At 33.6% G+C, this 18278-nt stretch carries 15 protein-coding genes; 13 read left to right on the forward strand and 2 right to left on the reverse strand.

Translation table 11 applies throughout. The features are described 5' to 3' along the window. A complete protein-coding gene (locus tag NG655_RS06265; protein WP_252158480.1) occupies nt 1–3120 on the reverse strand; it encodes a cytochrome c biogenesis protein CcsA in 3120 nt (1039 codons plus the stop codon). A 213-nt stretch (nt 3121–3333) separates the two neighbouring features. On the opposite strand from NG655_RS06265, the gene NG655_RS06270 reads away from it, so the two are divergent. From NG655_RS06270 to NG655_RS06295, 6 genes are all read left to right on the forward strand, one after another. Continuing rightward, entirely contained in the window at nt 3334–4101 is a 768-nt protein-coding gene (locus NG655_RS06270; RefSeq protein ID WP_252158481.1) for a Rossmann-like and DUF2520 domain-containing protein, read from the forward strand. Further along, nucleotides 4082–4612, forward strand: a complete 531-nt coding sequence (locus tag NG655_RS06275; protein ID WP_252158482.1) for a KdsC family phosphatase — start codon at nt 4082–4084, stop codon at nt 4610–4612. Before NG655_RS06270 ends, NG655_RS06275 begins: the two co-directional genes overlap by 20 nt. A gap of 1 nt (nt 4613) precedes the next feature. Beyond that, nucleotides 4614–5207: a Maf family nucleotide pyrophosphatase gene (locus NG655_RS06280; protein WP_252158483.1), complete on the forward strand. Its 594-nt coding sequence runs from the start codon at nt 4614–4616 to the stop codon at nt 5205–5207. Between the two features lies 1 nt (nt 5208). After that, nucleotides 5209–6075, forward strand: a complete 867-nt coding sequence (locus NG655_RS06285) for a septum formation inhibitor Maf (RefSeq protein WP_252158484.1) — start codon at nt 5209–5211, stop codon at nt 6073–6075. Further along, nucleotides 6076–8544 carry a PIG-L family deacetylase gene (locus NG655_RS06290; RefSeq protein ID WP_252158485.1) on the forward strand — a complete coding sequence of 823 codons (2469 nt, stop codon included), beginning with the start codon at nt 6076–6078 and terminating at the stop codon, nt 8542–8544. It abuts the gene before it with no gap. A gap of 97 nt (nt 8545–8641) precedes the next feature. Further along, entirely contained in the window at nt 8642–10294 is a 1653-nt protein-coding gene (locus NG655_RS06295) for a sodium:solute symporter family protein (RefSeq protein WP_252158486.1), read from the forward strand. A gap of 87 nt (nt 10295–10381) precedes the next feature. Here NG655_RS06295 and NG655_RS06300 read toward each other — a convergent pair whose 3' ends face one another. Beyond that, on the reverse strand, nt 10382–11218 hold the full coding sequence (locus tag NG655_RS06300; protein WP_252158487.1) for a DUF2911 domain-containing protein: 837 nt from the start codon (nt 11216–11218) through the stop codon (nt 10382–10384). A 149-nt stretch (nt 11219–11367) separates the two neighbouring features. Here NG655_RS06300 and NG655_RS06305 point away from each other — a divergent pair, with 149 nt between their 5' ends. From NG655_RS06305 to NG655_RS06335, 7 genes are read left to right on the forward strand one after another with little or no spacing between them, the layout of a single operon-like run. Beyond that, nucleotides 11368–11838: an SRPBCC family protein gene (locus NG655_RS06305; RefSeq protein WP_252158488.1), complete on the forward strand. Its 471-nt coding sequence runs from the start codon at nt 11368–11370 to the stop codon at nt 11836–11838. Continuing rightward, the gene (locus NG655_RS06310) at nt 11839–12537 is read left to right on the forward strand and encodes an SDR family NAD(P)-dependent oxidoreductase (protein ID WP_252158489.1); all 699 of its coding nucleotides are present in this window, start codon (nt 11839–11841) and stop codon (nt 12535–12537) included. 3 nt (nt 12538–12540) lie between these two features. Next, nucleotides 12541–13845 carry a cryptochrome/photolyase family protein gene (locus tag NG655_RS06315; RefSeq protein ID WP_252158490.1) on the forward strand — a complete coding sequence of 435 codons (1305 nt, stop codon included), beginning with the start codon at nt 12541–12543 and terminating at the stop codon, nt 13843–13845. Continuing rightward, entirely contained in the window at nt 13842–13973 is a 132-nt protein-coding gene (locus NG655_RS06320) for a DUF2256 domain-containing protein (RefSeq protein WP_252158491.1), read from the forward strand. The genes NG655_RS06315 and NG655_RS06320 overlap by 4 nt, the downstream gene beginning before the upstream one ends. Further along, nucleotides 13961–15274 (forward strand): DASH family cryptochrome, encoded by a 1314-nt coding sequence (locus tag NG655_RS06325; RefSeq protein ID WP_252158492.1) that lies wholly within the window; start codon nt 13961–13963, stop codon nt 15272–15274. Before NG655_RS06320 ends, NG655_RS06325 begins: the two co-directional genes overlap by 13 nt. Beyond that, the gene (locus NG655_RS06330; protein ID WP_252158493.1) at nt 15271–16803 is read left to right on the forward strand and encodes a cryptochrome/photolyase family protein; all 1533 of its coding nucleotides are present in this window, start codon (nt 15271–15273) and stop codon (nt 16801–16803) included. Before NG655_RS06325 ends, NG655_RS06330 begins: the two co-directional genes overlap by 4 nt. Beyond that, the gene (locus NG655_RS06335; protein WP_252158494.1) at nt 16793–18277 is read left to right on the forward strand and encodes a cryptochrome/deoxyribodipyrimidine photo-lyase family protein; all 1485 of its coding nucleotides are present in this window, start codon (nt 16793–16795) and stop codon (nt 18275–18277) included. The genes NG655_RS06330 and NG655_RS06335 overlap by 11 nt, the downstream gene beginning before the upstream one ends. Nucleotide 18278 lies beyond the last annotated feature (1 nt).

The following is an 18278-nucleotide window of genomic DNA, read 5'->3' on the forward strand; positions in this document are numbered from 1 at the left end:
CTACTTTCGATACATTTTCCTGAACCTCCAATAAGAGGCACCGCCCAGGACTGCAACAAACAGCAAGGCGTAATAAACAAAGTTTGGTGTTATTATTTTATCTCCACTAGCATATGAATGCAATCCAGACAAATAAAAGTTAACTCCAAAATAAGTCATCATAATACTCGCAAAAGCAAGAACACTTGAGAAATTAAACATCCACCTACTTTTCAAAGCTGGAATAAGGCGCATATGAATTACAAAAGAATAAATCATAATACTAATCAATGCCCAAGTCTCTTTAGGATCCCAACCCCAATATCTTCCCCAACTTTCATTTGCCCACATACCTCCAAGGAAATTTCCTATGGTTAGCATGATCAAACCTACGGTTAAAGAAAGTTCGTTTATCACAGTTAATTCTTTAATATTCAAATTCATACGCTCCTTATTCTTTTTAGTTGTCAAAAGAATAAGTAATAAGGCTACAATTCCAATAATCATACTCAAAGCAAATGGACCATAACTTCCCACAATTACAGCAACATGAATCATCAACCAATAACTATCTAAAACAGGCTGCAAATTAGCAATTGCTGGATCCATCCAGTTCCAATGTGCAATCATCAAAATCATAGAAGTAACAAAAGTTGTTGCCGCCATTGTTAAGTTTGACTTTCTACCGAAAGCAAGTCCAAAAAACATCGTTGCCCAAGCTACATAAATCATAGATTCATATGCATCACTCCAAGGCGCATGACCTGAAATATACCAGCGTGCAATTAATCCTGCTGTATGCAGTAAAAACAAGAAGCCAATCGCTCCTTTAAAAAATACTATACTTGATTTAATGAGACTTGAATCCTTAAATATTTGGATCATTAAGACAAAGAAAAAGAAGGTTCCTACATAAAGATACCAACTGAAAAGTTTCTTGAAAATATCATATTTATTATATGCAATTTCAGCTGCAATTTTATCTTCGGAGGGCATTACCTTAGCTCCATATCGTTTCTGAAAACCAGCTACACTTTCCAACAATTCAGTAGCTTGAGTGTAATCATTATTTGCTTTTCCAGCTCTAAGGGATTGAAAATATAAGGGTAAAACATTGTTTACATAAAGAGAATCTGTACCCTTAAAATTAGCTTCCTCTAGCTCAGGAAATGAAACCCATTTATTATTATCATCCTCTGGTATTGGAAAAATACGCAACACTTTCCCTTCTAGTGCAGAATATAAAAGATTTACTCTTTTGTCAACTTCAATGAAGTCTTTTTGAAACTGATTGGGTACTGCTGCACGATAAGCGCTTTCTAGTTGAGAAGACAACTTATATTCTCCTGTTTCATCAAAAAATGAAATCAAAGGAGCATATTTTGCTTTAGGTCCTACCCCAGTGATAGAACGAATGGAATCATTCCCCCGCTTTAGGTAGATGATTGGAATATTATACCAAACCGCTGGACCGTTAAGTATCGAAAGTAATACTTGGTTTGAATCTAAACCATTATACGTATCTGATTTACTTACCTTTCTTAATAACTCAGAAGAAAAAGTATTGGCAGGCTTCATACGCCCCCCCATGTCTTGGATAACTAAAGACCCAAATTTAATAGCGTGTTCTTTTGAAAAAGCATCTGCTACAACAAGCGAATCAAAATCAATTTGGGTTCTAGTATGGTCTTGAGACCATGCTATAGTTGAAAATAAGATGAATAATACTGTTAATTTAGACTTTTGTAATTTTATTTTATCTAAAGTCTTGGCTAAATCTTTAAATCTTGTTTTACCGATAAAGAAAATTCCAATCATGCTTAGATAAAGCAAAAAATAACCAATGTAAGTTACCCAAGTTCCCCAAAAATCATGATTAACAGACAAAACCGTTCCTTTTTCATCCGGTGAAAAAGAAGATTGAAAAAAACGATACCCTTGTTCATCAAGAACGTGGTTCATATAAATTTCATAATCATAAGGCTCCGTATCCTCTACTACAATTTTACTTTTGAAAGAAGAATAACTCTTTTCTGTACCAGGATAACGCTCTGCAACGAAATCATTCAAACGAATATTAAACGGTAATTCATAGCTAATTGATCCATATTTCACATAAAATTCTAAATCGCCTACTGTAATTTTTTTAGGATCATTAGAAACTCCTTTCCCCCCAAGAACAGTAATTAGTTCGGATTCACCCTTAGATATAATTTCCAAACGGAGTGCATCTTGCTGTGCGGCTTGATCTTGATCTGCTTGAACAATATCAAATTTCCCTCGTAAAACGGGCTCCGGTATTACAAATTGAAAATTAGGTAAAGAATATAATGAGCGGAGTTGTAATGTCTGCAAACTATCTTTTTGAAGAGAACCTTGAAACTGATCTGCCATTCGCATAAAACTACCTTCGAATGGGCTTTCTATAAAATACTCACCATCTATAACTTGAATATTTGTAGCTCCATCTATAGGATTGTTTAACGTAAATAGTAGATTGTGAATATTAACAACCTCCCCTTCTTTAAGGTAATGATCATGTCTATTACCATCGCTTGCTTCAACAATTTTAAGGTATCGATCTCCATCTGGGTCTAAAACCAATCCTTCGGTTGCATTCTCTAAATAATCTATGAAATGAATTGAAAAATCTTGACCTTTGAAATCATCTGAAATAACAAAATCATGATCAACATGTTCTGATAAAAGTAATTGTTTAGTTAGAGGTTTACGCAAATCACGACCTTCAAACTCTCCATCCACAAGGACCTCTAAATAGGTTTTTTCTGATAAGAAAACATTAGTGGACTCTCCTTCTCGGATTGGCATAACACCCTCATAGCCAATGTATCTTGTAATAAAAGCACCTAATAGAATCAAAATGAAAGAGAGATGTATGCAAAGAACAGCCCATTTCTCTTTTCTAAACAACTTGTATTTGAACATGTTTCCAATAAAACTGAAAACAAACAAAATCATCATTAACTCAAACCACCATGCATTATAAACCCAAATTTTTGCAGCGTCTGTAGAGTACCAACTTTCTAAAAAAGTCCCAACCCCCATAGCAGTTGGAAAGGCAATAAAAAGTACACTCATTAAACGGTTAGAAGCCAAATAGGTAAGTAATCTTTCTTTCATCTAAAGTCATCGTAAAATTCTATGCAAAGATACTTTATGAAATCCAAATAGATCTTTCAAAACAGAATAAATCTTATTCTATAAGCTAAAAATCAATTTAAACAGAAGATGTTGAATTAAAAAGAATCTAAATTTTAAGATTTGATGAAATTTATCAGGTTACTGAGGATATCTTCAATACAGAGTTACAAAATATTGTTTTACATTTATAAAATGATTAAGATTTCTATTTTAGGGGCAGGAAATGTAGGTTCTCACCTGTTTAACAAATTTTTTGAAACCAAAAATATTCAAGTTATTCAGTGGTACAATCGATCGATAAAATCTATTGAACATCACAAAAACAAAGTAAATATTATTGATAAAATTGAAAATTTAATTGAAGTTGATATTTATCTACTGTGCCTGAGCGATGATAGTTTAGCTTCAATCATCCCTCAAATCCAAACGCTTAAAGGTATTGTTGCGCATACAGCTGGTAGTGTTCCAATGAATATTCTAAATGGAATCAAAAATCACGGTGTTTTTTATCCCTTACAAACGTTTTCAAAAAACAGTCCGATTTCTTTCACTAACATCCCCATATGCATTGAAGGCAATAATAAGCATAGTATAAAAATACTTACCTCTCTCGCACAAAATATTAGTAAAAACATAAAACATATTGACAGTAAACAACGCCAAGGACTTCATATTGCAGCTGTATTTGTAAACAATTTCACAAACCACTTGTATCAAATTGGGGGAGAAATCTGTGAAGAACTAAATGTTTCTTTTGATTTATTAATACCCCTAATCCAAGAAACAGCAAAGAAAATTGAAACTACATCTCCTGACAAAGCACAAACTGGACCTGCGATTAGGAATGATCAAAATACCATTCAAAATCATATGGATCTGCTTTCTATTCCTACATTTAAAGACTTATATTTAACCCTTACACATTCGATACAAAAAAACAATGAGCACAGTAAACTATAAAGAAAATTTAAACCACGTTAAAGCTTTTATTTTTGACGTTGATGGGGTCCTTACCAATGGAAATGTAATGATTACTACCACGGGAGAAATGTACAGAGAGATGAATACAAAAGATGGATATGCAATGAAATGTGCCTTAGAAAAAGGATTTAGAATTGCTATAATCTCTGGCGGAACTAACGAGGGAGTACGAAGTAGACTTAAAGCCTTAGGAGTTGATAGTGTTTATCTTGGAGCCCATCATAAAATAGAACCTTATGAAGATTTTATTTATAGCTACGACCTTAAACCTGAAGAAATTGTATATATGGGAGACGATGCACCTGACATAGAAGTAATGCTAAAAGTTGGTGTTGCTACTTGCCCAAAAGATGCAGTTACAGATGTTAAAGAAGTGTCCGATTATGTTTCTCATAAAAAAGGAGGAGAAGGATGTGTTCGAGATATCATTGAGCAAGTTCTTCGTGTTCAAGGCAAATGGAGCACCTCTATTGGAGCAAAAAACGACTAAAATGTACGCTGATCAATTCAAATCGTTTGAGATAATTTTAGCATCAAATTCTCCTAGAAGAAAACAATTCTTCAATGAATCTGGGATTCCTTTCATCAGTAAAACCTTTGATGTTGATGAAGTTTTTAATAAAAATTTAAAAGGTTCTGAAATATCGGAATACCTAGTTAAATTAAAAGCAGAACCTTTTAAAGGTTCTATTAAATCGAATCAAATTATTGTGACTGCAGACACCATAGTTTGGGGAAATCAAGAATATTTAGGAAAACCAAAAAACGAACAGGATGCTAAAGGAATGTTATATAAATTATCTGGAAAAGAACACCATGTAATTACATCTGTAGCATTTACTTCCAAAGAAGACCAAAAAATTATTAGCGAAACAAGTAAAGTTAAATTTAAAGAGCTTTCAAAATCTGAAATTGAATATTACATAAATGAATTTAGTCCAATGGATAAGGCTGGAGCATATGGAATTCAAGAATGGATTGGAACTATAGGTATTGAAAAAATTGAAGGAAGTTATACCAATATTGTAGGACTTCCAATGGCACAAGTTTTGCAAGTACTCATAGAAATAACAATTAGAAAATAGTATGATTAATAAAAATAATACACTTTTAGTAGCATTGATAATATTAGTATTTTCAAATCTTAGTGCTCAAAAAATTAGCTCAGAATTTAAAAAAAATTGGTTCGATGGCAATGCAGAAATCAGCTCCTACTCTTTAAATCAATCCCGTTATGGCGAAATTCGGAAAGGAAGTGCAGTTCTTATCTATGTTACAGAAGATTTTCTAGGAGAGGAACAAGTAAAAGCAAATAAAAAATCTAAAACTACAATCCCTGTTTTAAAGTTAAATAGAACAAAAAAATTCTTAACCGGAATTTATCCCTACTCCATAATGACTAGTACATTCAGCGGTCTACGAAGCCCACAAAATATGATCAAAAATGTAGCTTCTATTCAAGAATGGTGTGGACAAAGTTATTTACAAATGAATAGTGGTGACAAGGAACTGAAAATTATTTCACACTCTTATTTTGAAGGAGAAGCAGATCAAGAAGTTTCCCTAAATAAAACAAGAACAGAAGATGAATTATGGAACCTAATCCGAATGACTCCAAATTCATTACCTCTTGGGGAATTGAAGTTGATTCCTAGTCTTGAAATGATACGTTTAGATCATAAAGAAATTAAAACATATGATGCGATTACTTCCTTAAATAAAAAGGGGGAAACTTCGATTTATACAATCACTTATCCAAGTTTAAAACGCTCTTTATCTATTGAATTCAGTAATTCTTTTCCTCATGCAATAGAAGGTTGGGAAGAAAAGTATACTGGTAAGGGAGATTCTTTTGTTACAACAGCAAAAAAAATTCACACCGAAAGAAGACAATATTGGAGGGAAAACAACAATGCATCTAAAAAATTAAGAGCTCCTTTTAAAATAGATTAAATGAAAAATAAATTTTACATTTTATGTGTCAGTGCTGTTTTCAGTATCAGTAATGTATGGGGACAAAAGTCAGCTACAGAAATCTATAATCAGTTACAAAAATTAAATTTTTTAGGCTCTGCTTTGTACATAGCTGCTCATCCAGATGATGAGAACACAGCACTAATTTCATATTTTTCAAATCAGATAAACGCACATTCTGCTTATCTCTCTATGACAAGAGGTGATGGAGGTCAAAATTTAATCGGTACAGAACTTCGTGAACTACTTGGAGTAATAAGGACAGAAGAATTAATGCAAGCAAGAAAGATTGATAACGGAAATCAATATTTTACTTCAGCGATTGATTTTGGATACTCTAAACACCCAAACGAGACTCTTACAATATGGGATAAAGAACAAATATTAGGAGAGGTAATTTATAGAATAAGAGAATTCCAACCGGACATTATCGTGAATCGCTTTGACCACAGAACTCCCGGGAGAACTCATGGACATCATACATCCTCTGCCATTTTAAGCAAAGAAGCATTTGAATTGAGCAGCAATCCTAATTGGTATCCAGAACAACTAAAAAAAACAGCTCTTTGGAAACCAAAACGGTTATTTTTTAACACTTCATGGTGGTTTTATGGAAGTCAGGAAAATTTCATGAAAGCCGATAAGTCAAATTTACTCGCTCTTGAAATTGGAATACATGATCCGTTGACTGGAATTTCTAATAGTGAAATTGCGGCAAAAAGTAGAAGTTCTCACAAATCTCAAGGATTTGGAAGCGCTCCTCAATTAGGAAATAAAACGGAATATATAGAACTTATTGCTGGGGAACGTCCTCTTTCAAATGATCCTTTTGAAGGGATTAATACAACTTGGTCTAGAATTGAAGGAGGAGCTTCAGTTGGAACACTTGTAAAAAACGCAATAGATTCATTCAATTTTATACAACCGGAAAAAAGTTTAGAACTTCTTGTAGAAATTCATGAAGCAATTAAAAAACTACCGAGTAGTTTGTGGAAGGATCGAAAACTAGCTGAAACAAAACAACTTATTCTAGATTGTGCTGGCATTCAAATGCAATTCAATGCAGCTCGTCCTTATGGAGTTAAAGGGGAAGAATTAAAAGTTACCATCAACGCTGTCCAACAAAGCAATAATAAAATTGAATTAGAATACATTAAAGTAAATTCTAACCTAGAAATACTAAGTAAAAGTCTTGAAAAAAATACAAGGTTTAATCAGTCTTTTAATGTTGTAATAAAAAACGAAATAAGCACCCCCTATTGGTTATTAAAAAAAGGAAACCTAGGTACCTTTAAAATTGAGAATAAAGATTTGATTGGCAAACCTCAAACACCAAATCCTTTGGAGGTTGAATTTAGTTTAAAAATAGCTGGAAGCTCTATATCATTCTCAGAATCTGTAAAACATCGAAAAACAGATCCTGTTCGTGGAGAAATAATTAATCCTTTTTATATAGTGCCAAAATTAGGGGTTACTTTTGATCAACCTGTATTTCTTTATCCAAACAGTGAAACTCAAAAAATTAGATTGAATATTACCAATTATGGAGAATCTTATTCTGGTGCAATTGAACTTTGTCATCCAGATGGATGGGAATTAACTCAAAACACCTTTTCTGTTGACCTTAATGGAAGAGGAAGTTCTCAGTATCTAGAATATGAATTAAAACCTCAAGAAAACGCTAAAAGCGGTTTACTCAGCCCACTGGCCATTCAAGAAGACCAAAAGGAAAATGTATATGCTGTTCAAACACTAGATTACAATCATATTCCTAAACAATACATTGCACAACCCAGCGAGGCTAAAGCAGTTCGATTGGATTTAAAAGTTCCTGAAATTAAAATTGGATATATCCCAGGAGCAGGAGATACCGTAATGGAAAGTTTAAAAGCTGTAGGTATGCAAATAAATTCTATAGATATCAATACTGTTTCTTTGGAAGAATTAAAAACATACGATACCGTTTTAATAGGAATTCGAGCTTACAACGTACTCGATGCACTAAAATACAAAAACCAAATGCTGTTCGATTATGTTAAAGCAGGAGGAACTGTAGTTACTCAATACAATACCAGTCGAGGATTAAAAACCGATAAACTAGCACCTTTTTATTTAAAACTATCTAGAGATCGAGTTACGGATGAATTTAGTTATGTCCGGATTTTAGAACCTAACAATCCAGCATTTAATGTACCTCACAAAATAACTTCAAATGACTTTGAAGGTTGGGTACAAGAACGGGGGTTATATTTTGCAAATGAGTGGGACGATCGTTTTACTCCTTTATTAGGAATGAATGATAAAGGTGAATCAGAAAAATTAGGAAGTATACTTATTGCAAATCACGGAAAAGGTAAATTCGTATACACAGGTTTAAGCTTTTTCAGAGAATTACCTGCAGGGGTTCCTGGAGCTTATCGTTTGTTAACTAATTTATTAGCTTTATGAATATGTTTTCATCTAAAAATAAAATCTACGTCTACCTTGTTCTTGGAAATATGATCTATTGGATTCTTTTTGTTTTATTCATGAATAGCTTTGGAAAATGGTAATATTAGATTGGTTGGTACTCCTAGGTACATTAGCATTCATAGTACTATATGGTGTTTGGAAGAATAGAAAAAATAAAACAATAGAAGACTATTTAAAAGGAGGAAATAATAGTCGTTGGTGGACTATAGGATTATCGGTAATGGCTACACAAGCCAGTGCAATAACATTCCTTTCAACTCCTGGACAAGCCTTTCATGATGGAATGGGCTTTGTACAATTTTACTTTGGTTTGCCATTGGCTGTTGTAATTATTTGTCTTTTTTTTATTCCAATATATCATCGCCTAAAAGTATATACCGCCTACGAATTTTTAGAAGAAAGGTTTGATTTAAGAACACGAACCCTCACTGCGATATTATTTTTAGTCCAACGTGGTTTAGCTGGTGGGATTACAATTTATGCTCCTGCTATTATTCTGAGTGTTGTTTTAGGTTGGAACTTAAAAATCTTAATTCTACTCATTGGATGTGTAGTTATTTCATACACTTTAATCGGAGGAACTAGAGCTGTTAATGTTACTCAAAAGCAGCAAATGTTTATCATTTTTTTAGGAATGATTACCGCTTTTATTTTCATAATAAATAGTTTTCCTGTAGAGGTTGGATTTATAAAAGCACTCACAATTGCTGGAGCTACCGGTAAACTCGAAGTAATCGATTTTAGTTTTGACCCAAACAGCAGATATACTTTTTGGAGCGGTATAACAGGAGGTCTTTTCTTAGCACTCTCCTACTTTGGAACAGATCAAAGTCAAGTACAGCGTTATTTATCAGGAAAATCACTTAAAGAAAGTCAACTTGGACTCATCATGAATGGTTTTCTTAAAGTTCCCATGCAGTTTTTTATTCTCTTAGTTGGAGTTATGGTATTTGTTTTTTATCAATTCGAACCTTCCCCGATTAACTTCAATCCAAAAGCAATCGAGGCTGTAGAACAATCAAATTATAAAGAAGAATTCAATCACTTAGAAGCTACCTTAAGTCAAATACAAGAACTCAAGAGAATGCATCTGCTCGATGAAAACAATGTGGATTTAAAGGAAGTTGCTAGGTTAGATATTCGAGAAAAAGAAATAAGAAAAGAAGCTAAATCATTAATCAATAAAGCCGCTCCAAATATTGAAACCAATGATAAAGATTATGTTTTTATATCTTTTATATTAAAATATCTACCCCAAGGATTAATCGGGTTGTTACTTGCTGTTATACTATCTGCAGCGATGAGTTCCACTGCATCCGAACTAAATGCGCTGGCAGCAACAACGGTAGTAGATTTATACAAAAGAAATCGTAATAATTTATCTGAAACACATTATGTAAATGCTTCAAAGTTCTTCACATTATTTTGGGGTATTATTGCAATTCTATTTGCAAGTTTTGGGAGTCTATACGAAAACTTAATTCAGCTTGTAAATATCATTGGTTCCATTTTTTACGGAACAATTTTAGGTGTATTTGTCGTAGCAATTTTCTTGAAAAGAATTAAAGGACAAGCAATTTTCTATGCAGCACTAATTTCAGAAGCCTTAATCATTTATATCTTTTACCTGGATATTCTGGGCTATTTATGGCTCAATGTTATTGGAACGATTCTAACAATTCTTCTAGGGTACTTACTTCAATTTACTTTACCAAAGAAAAGCTAACAGTTGGTGTTCTTTTTTTTGAACATCGATACTAAAAAACAAAAAACCCTGCCGAAGCAGGGTTAAATTTTTATCAAATTATTAACTTTATTTGGACCACTCGGCTATCGATGTTTCATTAAGAGTTATATAATCACTATTACCAGCTGTTTTAGCAAGTTCTAAAGAGGCTTTAGCAGCTTCAATAGCGCCATCAATTTCATTCAATCCAGCTAATATAAGTGACTGCTGACGTAAATACCAATACGCCTTATCATTTCCTGCTACAGCCTTAGCTATCCATTCTTTGGCTTGATTTAAGTCTTGACCTTCTTGAAGATAATATACTGCGGCATTGTAGTAATCACGATCTTTAGGGTTATTCTTCATAGCTTCTTGAATCGAAACTGTAGCTTTTGCTATAGTTGGAACGCCAAATGGAAGAGAAACCTTAGTTGTATCCCAACCAATGTTTAGAGTTCCACCATTGTTATGCAAACTTGAGATCCAAATTGAAAATGATTCTATTGATTTAGTTTCAGAAGGAACTACTTCAATTGTAGCTGCGACCTTGGATACATCCCAGTCTGCCGGGTTACCCCGATTAGTGATTTCATTATAAAAAATAACTTCCCACATATTTTTACCAGGTCGCGTGTATATTGCGTAAGAACCTGCTGGAATTTCATTTTCACCAAAAGTTACAGCATCGCCAAAAGTTATGATCGTATTCTGATTGGCACCTGTTCTCCAAATTTTTCCATAAGGAACTAGAGCTCCAAAAATAGCTCTTCCCTTTTTAGCTGGGCGTGAGAATTTAACAGATATTTCAGTTAATCCTACTGTTTGAAAAAGTTGAGAAGATGGACTTGGTTGCGGTGTTTGAACCTGAGCAAAAGCAAAAGGGGCTACCAATAAGATGAAGGATAAAATTGTGTTTTTCATTGTAAATTAATTTGGTTGTTTAACTCCAAATGTATGGATTTGATTTGAGATTAAGGAGAATTAATTTGTTTGTGAATAAACGGTTTGTATTTTTGTTTAACATTTTTAAATTATAGTTAAACATTTTGTATCTTTATCAAAATTATTAGATGAAAATATATCAAAAAAAGACAGTTCAGAGACTTCCCATTTCTGTTTCAGAGGCGTGGGACTTTTTAAGTAATCCTGGTAATTTAAAAACAATTACTCCTGACTACATGGGATTTAAAATTCTTGATGGTCATGAGCCTAAAATGTATGCAGGACAAATCATTAAATATATTGTTACTCCAGTTTTTGGAATTCCTACAGGTTGGGTAACTGAAATAACCCACGTTGTTGATCAAGAATACTTTGTAGACGAACAAAGATTTGGACCATATGCCCTTTGGCATCATAAGCATTTTATTAAAGAAATTCCTGGAGGTGTTGAAATGATTGATATTGTTGATTACAAACTTCCTTTTGGACTATTAGGTCGTATTGCTCATCCGCTTCTTGTCAAAGGGAAGCTGAATGAAATATTTGAATACAGATACAATAAGTTGATTGAACTATTTGGAAATTATAAAGAACAATAAATGAATAAGAACATACTCATAATAGGTGGATCCTCTGGTATAGGCAAAGCACTAGTCAATCAACTTCAGAATGACAATAATTTGTTCGTTGCAAATAGAACAGATGAAGGTCTTGATTTGAATAAAATTACTTACATCCAATACGATGCTACAGACGGTGTACTAGACATTAGTCAACTGCCGAATCAACTTGATGGATTTGTTTATTGTCCGGGAAGTATTAATTTAAGACCCTTCAAAGGGTTAAAACCAGAGACGTTCTCTAAAGATTTTGAAATTAATGTTTTAGGTGCAGTTCAAAGTTTACAGTCGGTTTTAAAAAACTTACTAGAAAGTCCACAAGCAAGTTTAGTGTTTTTTAGTACAGTTGCTGTTCAAACAGGAATGCCGTTTCATGCCTCAGTTGCAGCTTCCAAAGGAGCGATTGAAGGATTAACGCGATCGTTAGCTGCTGAATATGCTCCAAAATTAAGAGTGAATACAATTGCTCCATCCCTCACAAACACACCGCTAGCAAGCAAATTCTTAAACAACGAAATAAAGTTAGAGAAAGCGAATGAACGTCATCCGCTGAAATATATTGGTTCTGCCGATGATATAGCGAATACTGCGCGCTTTTTGTTAAGTGATGAAAGTAAATGGATGACAGGACAAATAATCCACTTAGATGGGGGTATTGGAGATTTAAAGACAAATTAAACTTTGGTTGAATATACAATATTTTGGTTTAGAAGAGATCTAAGAATCGAGGACAATGCTGGATTATACCAGGCATTATCATCGGGAGATAAAGTTTTACCAATTTTTATATTTGACCCTGAAATATTAGAAAAATTAGCTAGCAAAAATGATGCTCGCTTAGGAATGATTCACACGGCTTTGGTAAACCTTTCGGATACCATGAAAAAGAATTGGTGCAACGTAGGAATGTATCACGGAAAACCCAAAGCCGTTTTTGAATATCTCACAGAAAAACATAAAATTTCTAAGGTTATTACAAACCGAGATTATGAGCCTTATGCTCATAAAAGAGATCTAGAAATTGAAACCTTATTGTCTCAAAAAGGAATTAAATTCGAAACTTACAAAGATCAAGTAATCTTCGAAAAGTCAGAAGTTGTAAAAGAGGACGGATCTGCTTATAAGGTTTATACTCCTTACTCTAAAAAATGGTTAGCTCGAATGAACTCTGAAGGGATTCCAAATTTTCCGTCGGAAGATCATTTAGATAATTTAGCTCAAGTAAAGCAACCTCAACTTTCACTTGAAGAACTAGGATTTGAACCACCTTCAATTTCTTATCCTGAATTTAAGTTCAACGGAAAAATAATTTCTGAATACGAAGCAACTCGAAACTTCCCTGCCCTTGACCAAACCTCAAGAACTGGTTCTCATCTTAGATTTGGAACACTTAGTGTACGTAAAATGGCACTAAAAGCAAGTAAGGATAAAAATAACACCTTCCTAAAAGAATTGATTTGGAGGGAATTTTTTATGCAAATATTATGGCACTTTCCACATTCTGCAACAAAATGCTTCAAACCCCAATATGAAAATATTCAATGGAGAAATAATGAAGAAGAATTTAAAAAATGGTGTGCTGGACAAACTGGTTATCCATTTGTAGATGCTGGAATGAGAGAACTAAACGCCACTGGTTTTATGCATAACCGAGTACGAATGCTAGTTGGAAGTTTTTTATGCAAACACCTGTTGATTGATTGGCGCTGGGGAGAAGCATATTTTGCTGAAAAACTTCTAGATTATGAAATGTCTAGTAACGTTGGAAATTGGCAATGGGTAGCTGGATGTGGAGTTGATGCCGCTCCATATTTCAGAATTTTTAACCCTATTGAGCAAATCAAAAAATTTGATAAAGACCAAAAATATATTCAAAAATGGGTTCCTGACTTTCAAGAGCTAACCTACCCACAACCTATTGTTGATCATAAATTGGCAAGAGAACGTTGCTTAAAAACATACAAATCTGCCCTCAACAGAGTATGAGGGGAGTGAAAAAAAACAATCTGCCCACTAAAATATGTCCTACTTGTGTTCGCCCCTTTAGCTGGAGAAAAAAATGGGAACGAGATTGGGAACAGGTTATTTACTGTAGTAAAAAATGCAAAAAATAAAAGAAACAGCTTTAGTTTGGCTTCGAAATGATTTAAGAGTAACTGATCATTTTGGGCTTTACAACGCCACAAATAAATACGAAAATGTAATTGCATATTTCTGTTTTGATCCAGCACATTATAAAAACACCAAATGGGGGTTTAAAAAAACTTCTGCATACAGAGCTCAGTTTTTAATTGAATCTGTCATTCAAGCTCAAAAAGACCTCGCTGAGAAAAACATTACACTTATTATTGACAACCAAAATCCAGTTGAAGGTATAGCAGATTATGTAGCCTCCCAAAATATAAAAGCAATATACTTTCAAAAAGAATGGACTCCCGAGGAAATAGCAATTGAGGATGATTTATGTCTTAAGCTAAAGGGTGAGGTTGTTTTTCATTCTGATTATGATCAGTTTTTATTTCATCCAGAAGATGTTCCAATGTCTTTAGAACAATTACCTGAGGTATTTACTCAGTTTAGAAAAGAATGTGAGAAGAAAAGCTGGGTGCGAAAGTGCTATCCTAGTCCAAACACCTTAGATAGCTCTAATTACCTTAATGAAGAATTTCGATGTCCTGATCTACAGGAACTCGGTTTTGAAAATAAACGAACCCATCCAAACACGGCATTTCCTTTTAAAGGAGGAAGTAAAGAGGCTAAAAACAGAATTAATCATTATTTCTGGGAATCAAAAAAGCTTTCCTTTTACAAAAATACGCGTAACGGACTTTTAGGAATTGATTACAGTTCAAAATTATCTGCTTGGTTAGCAAACGGATCTATTTCTTCAAGAGAAATATACTGGGAAGTAGTTGAATACGAGAAAAGCATTAAAAAAAACCAATCTACTTATTGGTTGATTTTCGAATTAATATGGAGAGATTATTTCAAATATATTTCTTTAAAGCATCAAAATAAAATTTTCCAGTTAGGAGGTATTTTAAACAAAAAATATGAGTGGGAAAATGATTCAAATATTCTGAATCAATGGATTGAAGGAAAAACGAAAGAACCTTTTGTAAACGCCAACATGATCGAACTTAAAAAAACTGGCTGGATGAGTAACAGAGGGAGACAAAATGTTGCTTCATATTTCTCAAAGGAGCTATATATGGACTGGCGCATTGGTGCAGCCTATTTCGAATCTTTGTTAATTGATTATGATGTACATAGCAATTATGGAAATTGGATGTACATTTCTGGAGTTGGAAACGACCCTAGAGACCGTAAATTTAATATTCGCTCTCAGGCAGAACGATATGATGGCAATGGTTCTTTTCAAAAACTTTGGAACCAACAAACTTTGTTCGAATGATTATACGCTTAATATTAGGAGATCAGCTGAATGAACAACATTCTTGGTTTAAAACAAGAAACGAAGATGTTGTTTATGTAATCATGGAAATGAAACAAGAAACTGATTATGTAAAACATCATATTCAAAAGGTAGTTGCTTTTTTCTCAGCCATGCGTAATTTTAATAAAAGACTTAACAAACTAGGGCATAAAACACATTACATAGCTTTAGATGACCGGTCTAACAAACAACATTTGTCCGAAAATCTAAAATTTGTTTTAAATCATTACAATGCAACTAAATTTGAATATCAACTTCCTGATGAATTCAGATTAGATAAACAGTTAAAAGAATTTAGCTCCTCTTTGAAAGTAGAAACTTCGGCTGTAGATTCCGAGCATTTCATGACCTCACGAAATGACTTAACTGATTTTTTTGAAGGTAAAAAACAGTTACTCATGGAATTCTTCTACAGAAACATGAGAAAACAATTTAATATTCTACTCGAGGGAGGTCAGCCTCTAGGAGGACAATGGAATTTTGATAAAAACAATAGAAACAAATGGAAGGGAACTCCTGAAATACCCAATCCATACCTCCCTAAAAGTGATCAACTCATAGAAATAAAAAACATGATCGATTCTCAGGGAATTAAAACACTTGGAAATTTTAATGCAAATTATTTTTTGTTTGCTAACACGCGTAGGGAAGCTCTTGAACAACTGGATTACTTTTGTCAAAACTTATTAATTCATTTTGGAGATTATCAAGATGCAATGCATACGGAAGAGGAAAACTTATTCCACTCAAGAATATCGTTCTCTTTAAATGTGAAGCTAATAAATCCCTTAGAAGTTGTTCAAAAAGTAATCGAATATTATCATAAAAACGAAGACGCTATTGAGTTATCTCAAGTAGAGGGATTTGTTCGACAGATTATTGGATGGAGAGAATACATTAGAGGTATTTACTGGAAAGAAATGCCGAATTACAAAAACCTAAATGCTTTAAACAATAAAAACCCTCTTCCAAATTTTTATTGGACTGGAAAAACTAAAATGAGTTGTTTAAGTCATAGCATAAATAATTCTCTTGATCATGCTTATGCTCATCATATTCAGAGGCTAATGATTACAGGAAACTTTTCTCTACTCGCACAGGTAGATCCAAATGAAATTGACGCATGGTATTTGGGTATATATGCAGATGCAATCGAGTGGGTTCAACTCCCTAACACAAGAGGAATGAGTCAGTGGGCAGATGGTGGAATTGTAGCGACAAAACCCTACGTTTCTGCAGCAGCATACATAAATAAAATGAGTACGTATTGCACCAATTGTTCTTACGACAAAAATAAACGCTTAGGAGAAGATGCATGTCCATTTAACAGCTTGTATTGGAATTTCTTAGATGATAAAAAACAGCACTTTGCAAAGAACAATCGAATGTCAATGATGTTGAGGTTACTAGAAAAAATTCCTGTAGAGGAATTAGCAGCAATAAAAGAACGTGCAGGAGCTATTATACAAGACCCAGATGCATATTAACAGAGAGTCAATTGGAGTTGTTTGGTTTAAACGAGATCTTCGTTTGCATGACCATGCTCCATTGCATATTGCTCTAAAAGAAAACAAGAAAGTTTTACTTATTTATGTATTTGAAAACATTTTAGCTAAAGACCCTCATTACAGTCAACGACATTTTAATTTTATTAAGCAGTCTCTAATTGACCTTAATAAATCATTAGAGGTTTTAGACACTAAAGTTTTTATTACGCAAGGTGACCTCTTAAAAGTACTTTCTGAAATAAATAAATCTTATAAAATAGATCGGCTTTATTCACATCAAGAAACTGGTCTGCATGTTACTTTTGAACGTGATAAAGAGGTGGTAAAATGGACAAATTCACAACATATAGTTTGGAAAGAATTTACACAGCAGGGTGTTTTTAGAGGAATGAAAAACAGAAAAAAATGGCTCTCTAATTGGACAAAATCAATGAACGAGGTACAAATACCCATTCCTTCCTCTGGAGATAATTTTATCACTGTTAATGAAATAGAAGAATTAAATAAAAAGTTCAAAACACCTAGTCTTAATACGCCTGAAAACAAAAGTGTACAATTAGGGGGAACTACACAAGGAAGAAGGTACATGGATTCTTTTTTTGGTGGGAGACACAAATTATATCAAAAACATATTTCTAAGCCCAATCATGCCCGAAAAAGCTGTAGTCGTCTGTCACCCTATATTGCATTTGGAAACATATCAATGCGTGAAGTTCTTCAAAGAACGGAACTGGAAAAAGCAAATGGAAATTCAAGCAGAGGTCTTCGTGCTTTTGAATCTAGATTACGATGGCAAGCACACTTTATACAGAAGTTCGAAATGGAATATAGAATGGAGTTTGTGTCTGTTAACAGCGGGTATCATGGACTCAAAAAACCCATAGATAAAAACAAAATTAAGGCATGGGAAGAGGGAAAAACTGGAATTCCAATAGTAGATGCATCTATGCGTTGTTTGGTAGCTACTGGTTATTTAAATTTTAGAATGCGTGCTTTGGTTGTTTCCTTTTTCGTTCATCAACTTTGGCAACCCTGGCAGGAAGCTTCAGGTTTTTTGGCAAGACAATTTTTAGATTTTGAACCTGGAATTCATTTCCCACAATTACAGATGCAAGCGGGTGAAACTGGTATTAATACATTGCGAATATATAATCCTGTAAAAAACGGAATTGAACACGATCCGACCGGTGATTTTACAAAAAAATGGATTCCCGAACTCGAACAATTACCAGATAGTCTTGTACATACCCCATGGTCAGTTACCCCATTTGAACAAGCCATGTATAATTTTACTCCAGGATTAGATTATCCAGAACCAATCGTCTCATTAGATGAAACAAGAAAATACGCTAGTGAGATTCTTTGGAATATGCAAAAAGAACCCTTAGTTTATAAAGAAAGTAGAAGAATATTAAAACGTCATACATTGGCTAACAGGAAAAGTATACAGTAAA

Origin of the sequence: Candidatus Arcticimaribacter forsetii (genome assembly GCF_910589745.1) — a bacterium.
GTDB classification, from domain to species: domain Bacteria; phylum Bacteroidota; class Bacteroidia; order Flavobacteriales; family Flavobacteriaceae; genus Arcticimaribacter; species Arcticimaribacter forsetii.

Excerpts from the sequence above, each read along its gene's own strand:
- NG655_RS06265 (WP_252158480.1), bottom strand. The coding sequence starts at position 3,120 with ATGAAAGAAAGATTACTTACCTATTTGGCTTCTAACCGTTTAATGAGT.
- NG655_RS06270 (WP_252158481.1), top strand. The coding sequence starts at position 3,334 with ATGATTAAGATTTCTATTTTAGGGGCAGGAAATGTAGGTTCTCACCTG.
- NG655_RS06275 (WP_252158482.1), top strand. The coding sequence starts at position 4,082 with ATGAGCACAGTAAACTATAAAGAAAATTTAAACCACGTTAAAGCTTTT.
- NG655_RS06280 (WP_252158483.1), top strand. The coding sequence starts at position 4,614 with ATGTACGCTGATCAATTCAAATCGTTTGAGATAATTTTAGCATCAAAT.
- NG655_RS06285 (WP_252158484.1), top strand. The coding sequence starts at position 5,209 with ATGATTAATAAAAATAATACACTTTTAGTAGCATTGATAATATTAGTA.
- NG655_RS06290 (WP_252158485.1), top strand. The coding sequence starts at position 6,076 with ATGAAAAATAAATTTTACATTTTATGTGTCAGTGCTGTTTTCAGTATC.
- NG655_RS06295 (WP_252158486.1), top strand. The coding sequence starts at position 8,642 with ATGGTAATATTAGATTGGTTGGTACTCCTAGGTACATTAGCATTCATA.
- NG655_RS06300 (WP_252158487.1), bottom strand. The coding sequence starts at position 11,218 with ATGAAAAACACAATTTTATCCTTCATCTTATTGGTAGCCCCTTTTGCT.
- NG655_RS06305 (WP_252158488.1), top strand. The coding sequence starts at position 11,368 with ATGAAAATATATCAAAAAAAGACAGTTCAGAGACTTCCCATTTCTGTT.
- NG655_RS06310 (WP_252158489.1), top strand. The coding sequence starts at position 11,839 with ATGAATAAGAACATACTCATAATAGGTGGATCCTCTGGTATAGGCAAA.
- NG655_RS06320 (WP_252158491.1), top strand. The coding sequence starts at position 13,842 with ATGAGGGGAGTGAAAAAAAACAATCTGCCCACTAAAATATGTCCTACT.
- NG655_RS06325 (WP_252158492.1), top strand. The coding sequence starts at position 13,961 with ATGCAAAAAATAAAAGAAACAGCTTTAGTTTGGCTTCGAAATGATTTA.
- NG655_RS06330 (WP_252158493.1), top strand. The coding sequence starts at position 15,271 with ATGATTATACGCTTAATATTAGGAGATCAGCTGAATGAACAACATTCT.
- NG655_RS06335 (WP_252158494.1), top strand. The coding sequence starts at position 16,793 with ATGCATATTAACAGAGAGTCAATTGGAGTTGTTTGGTTTAAACGAGAT.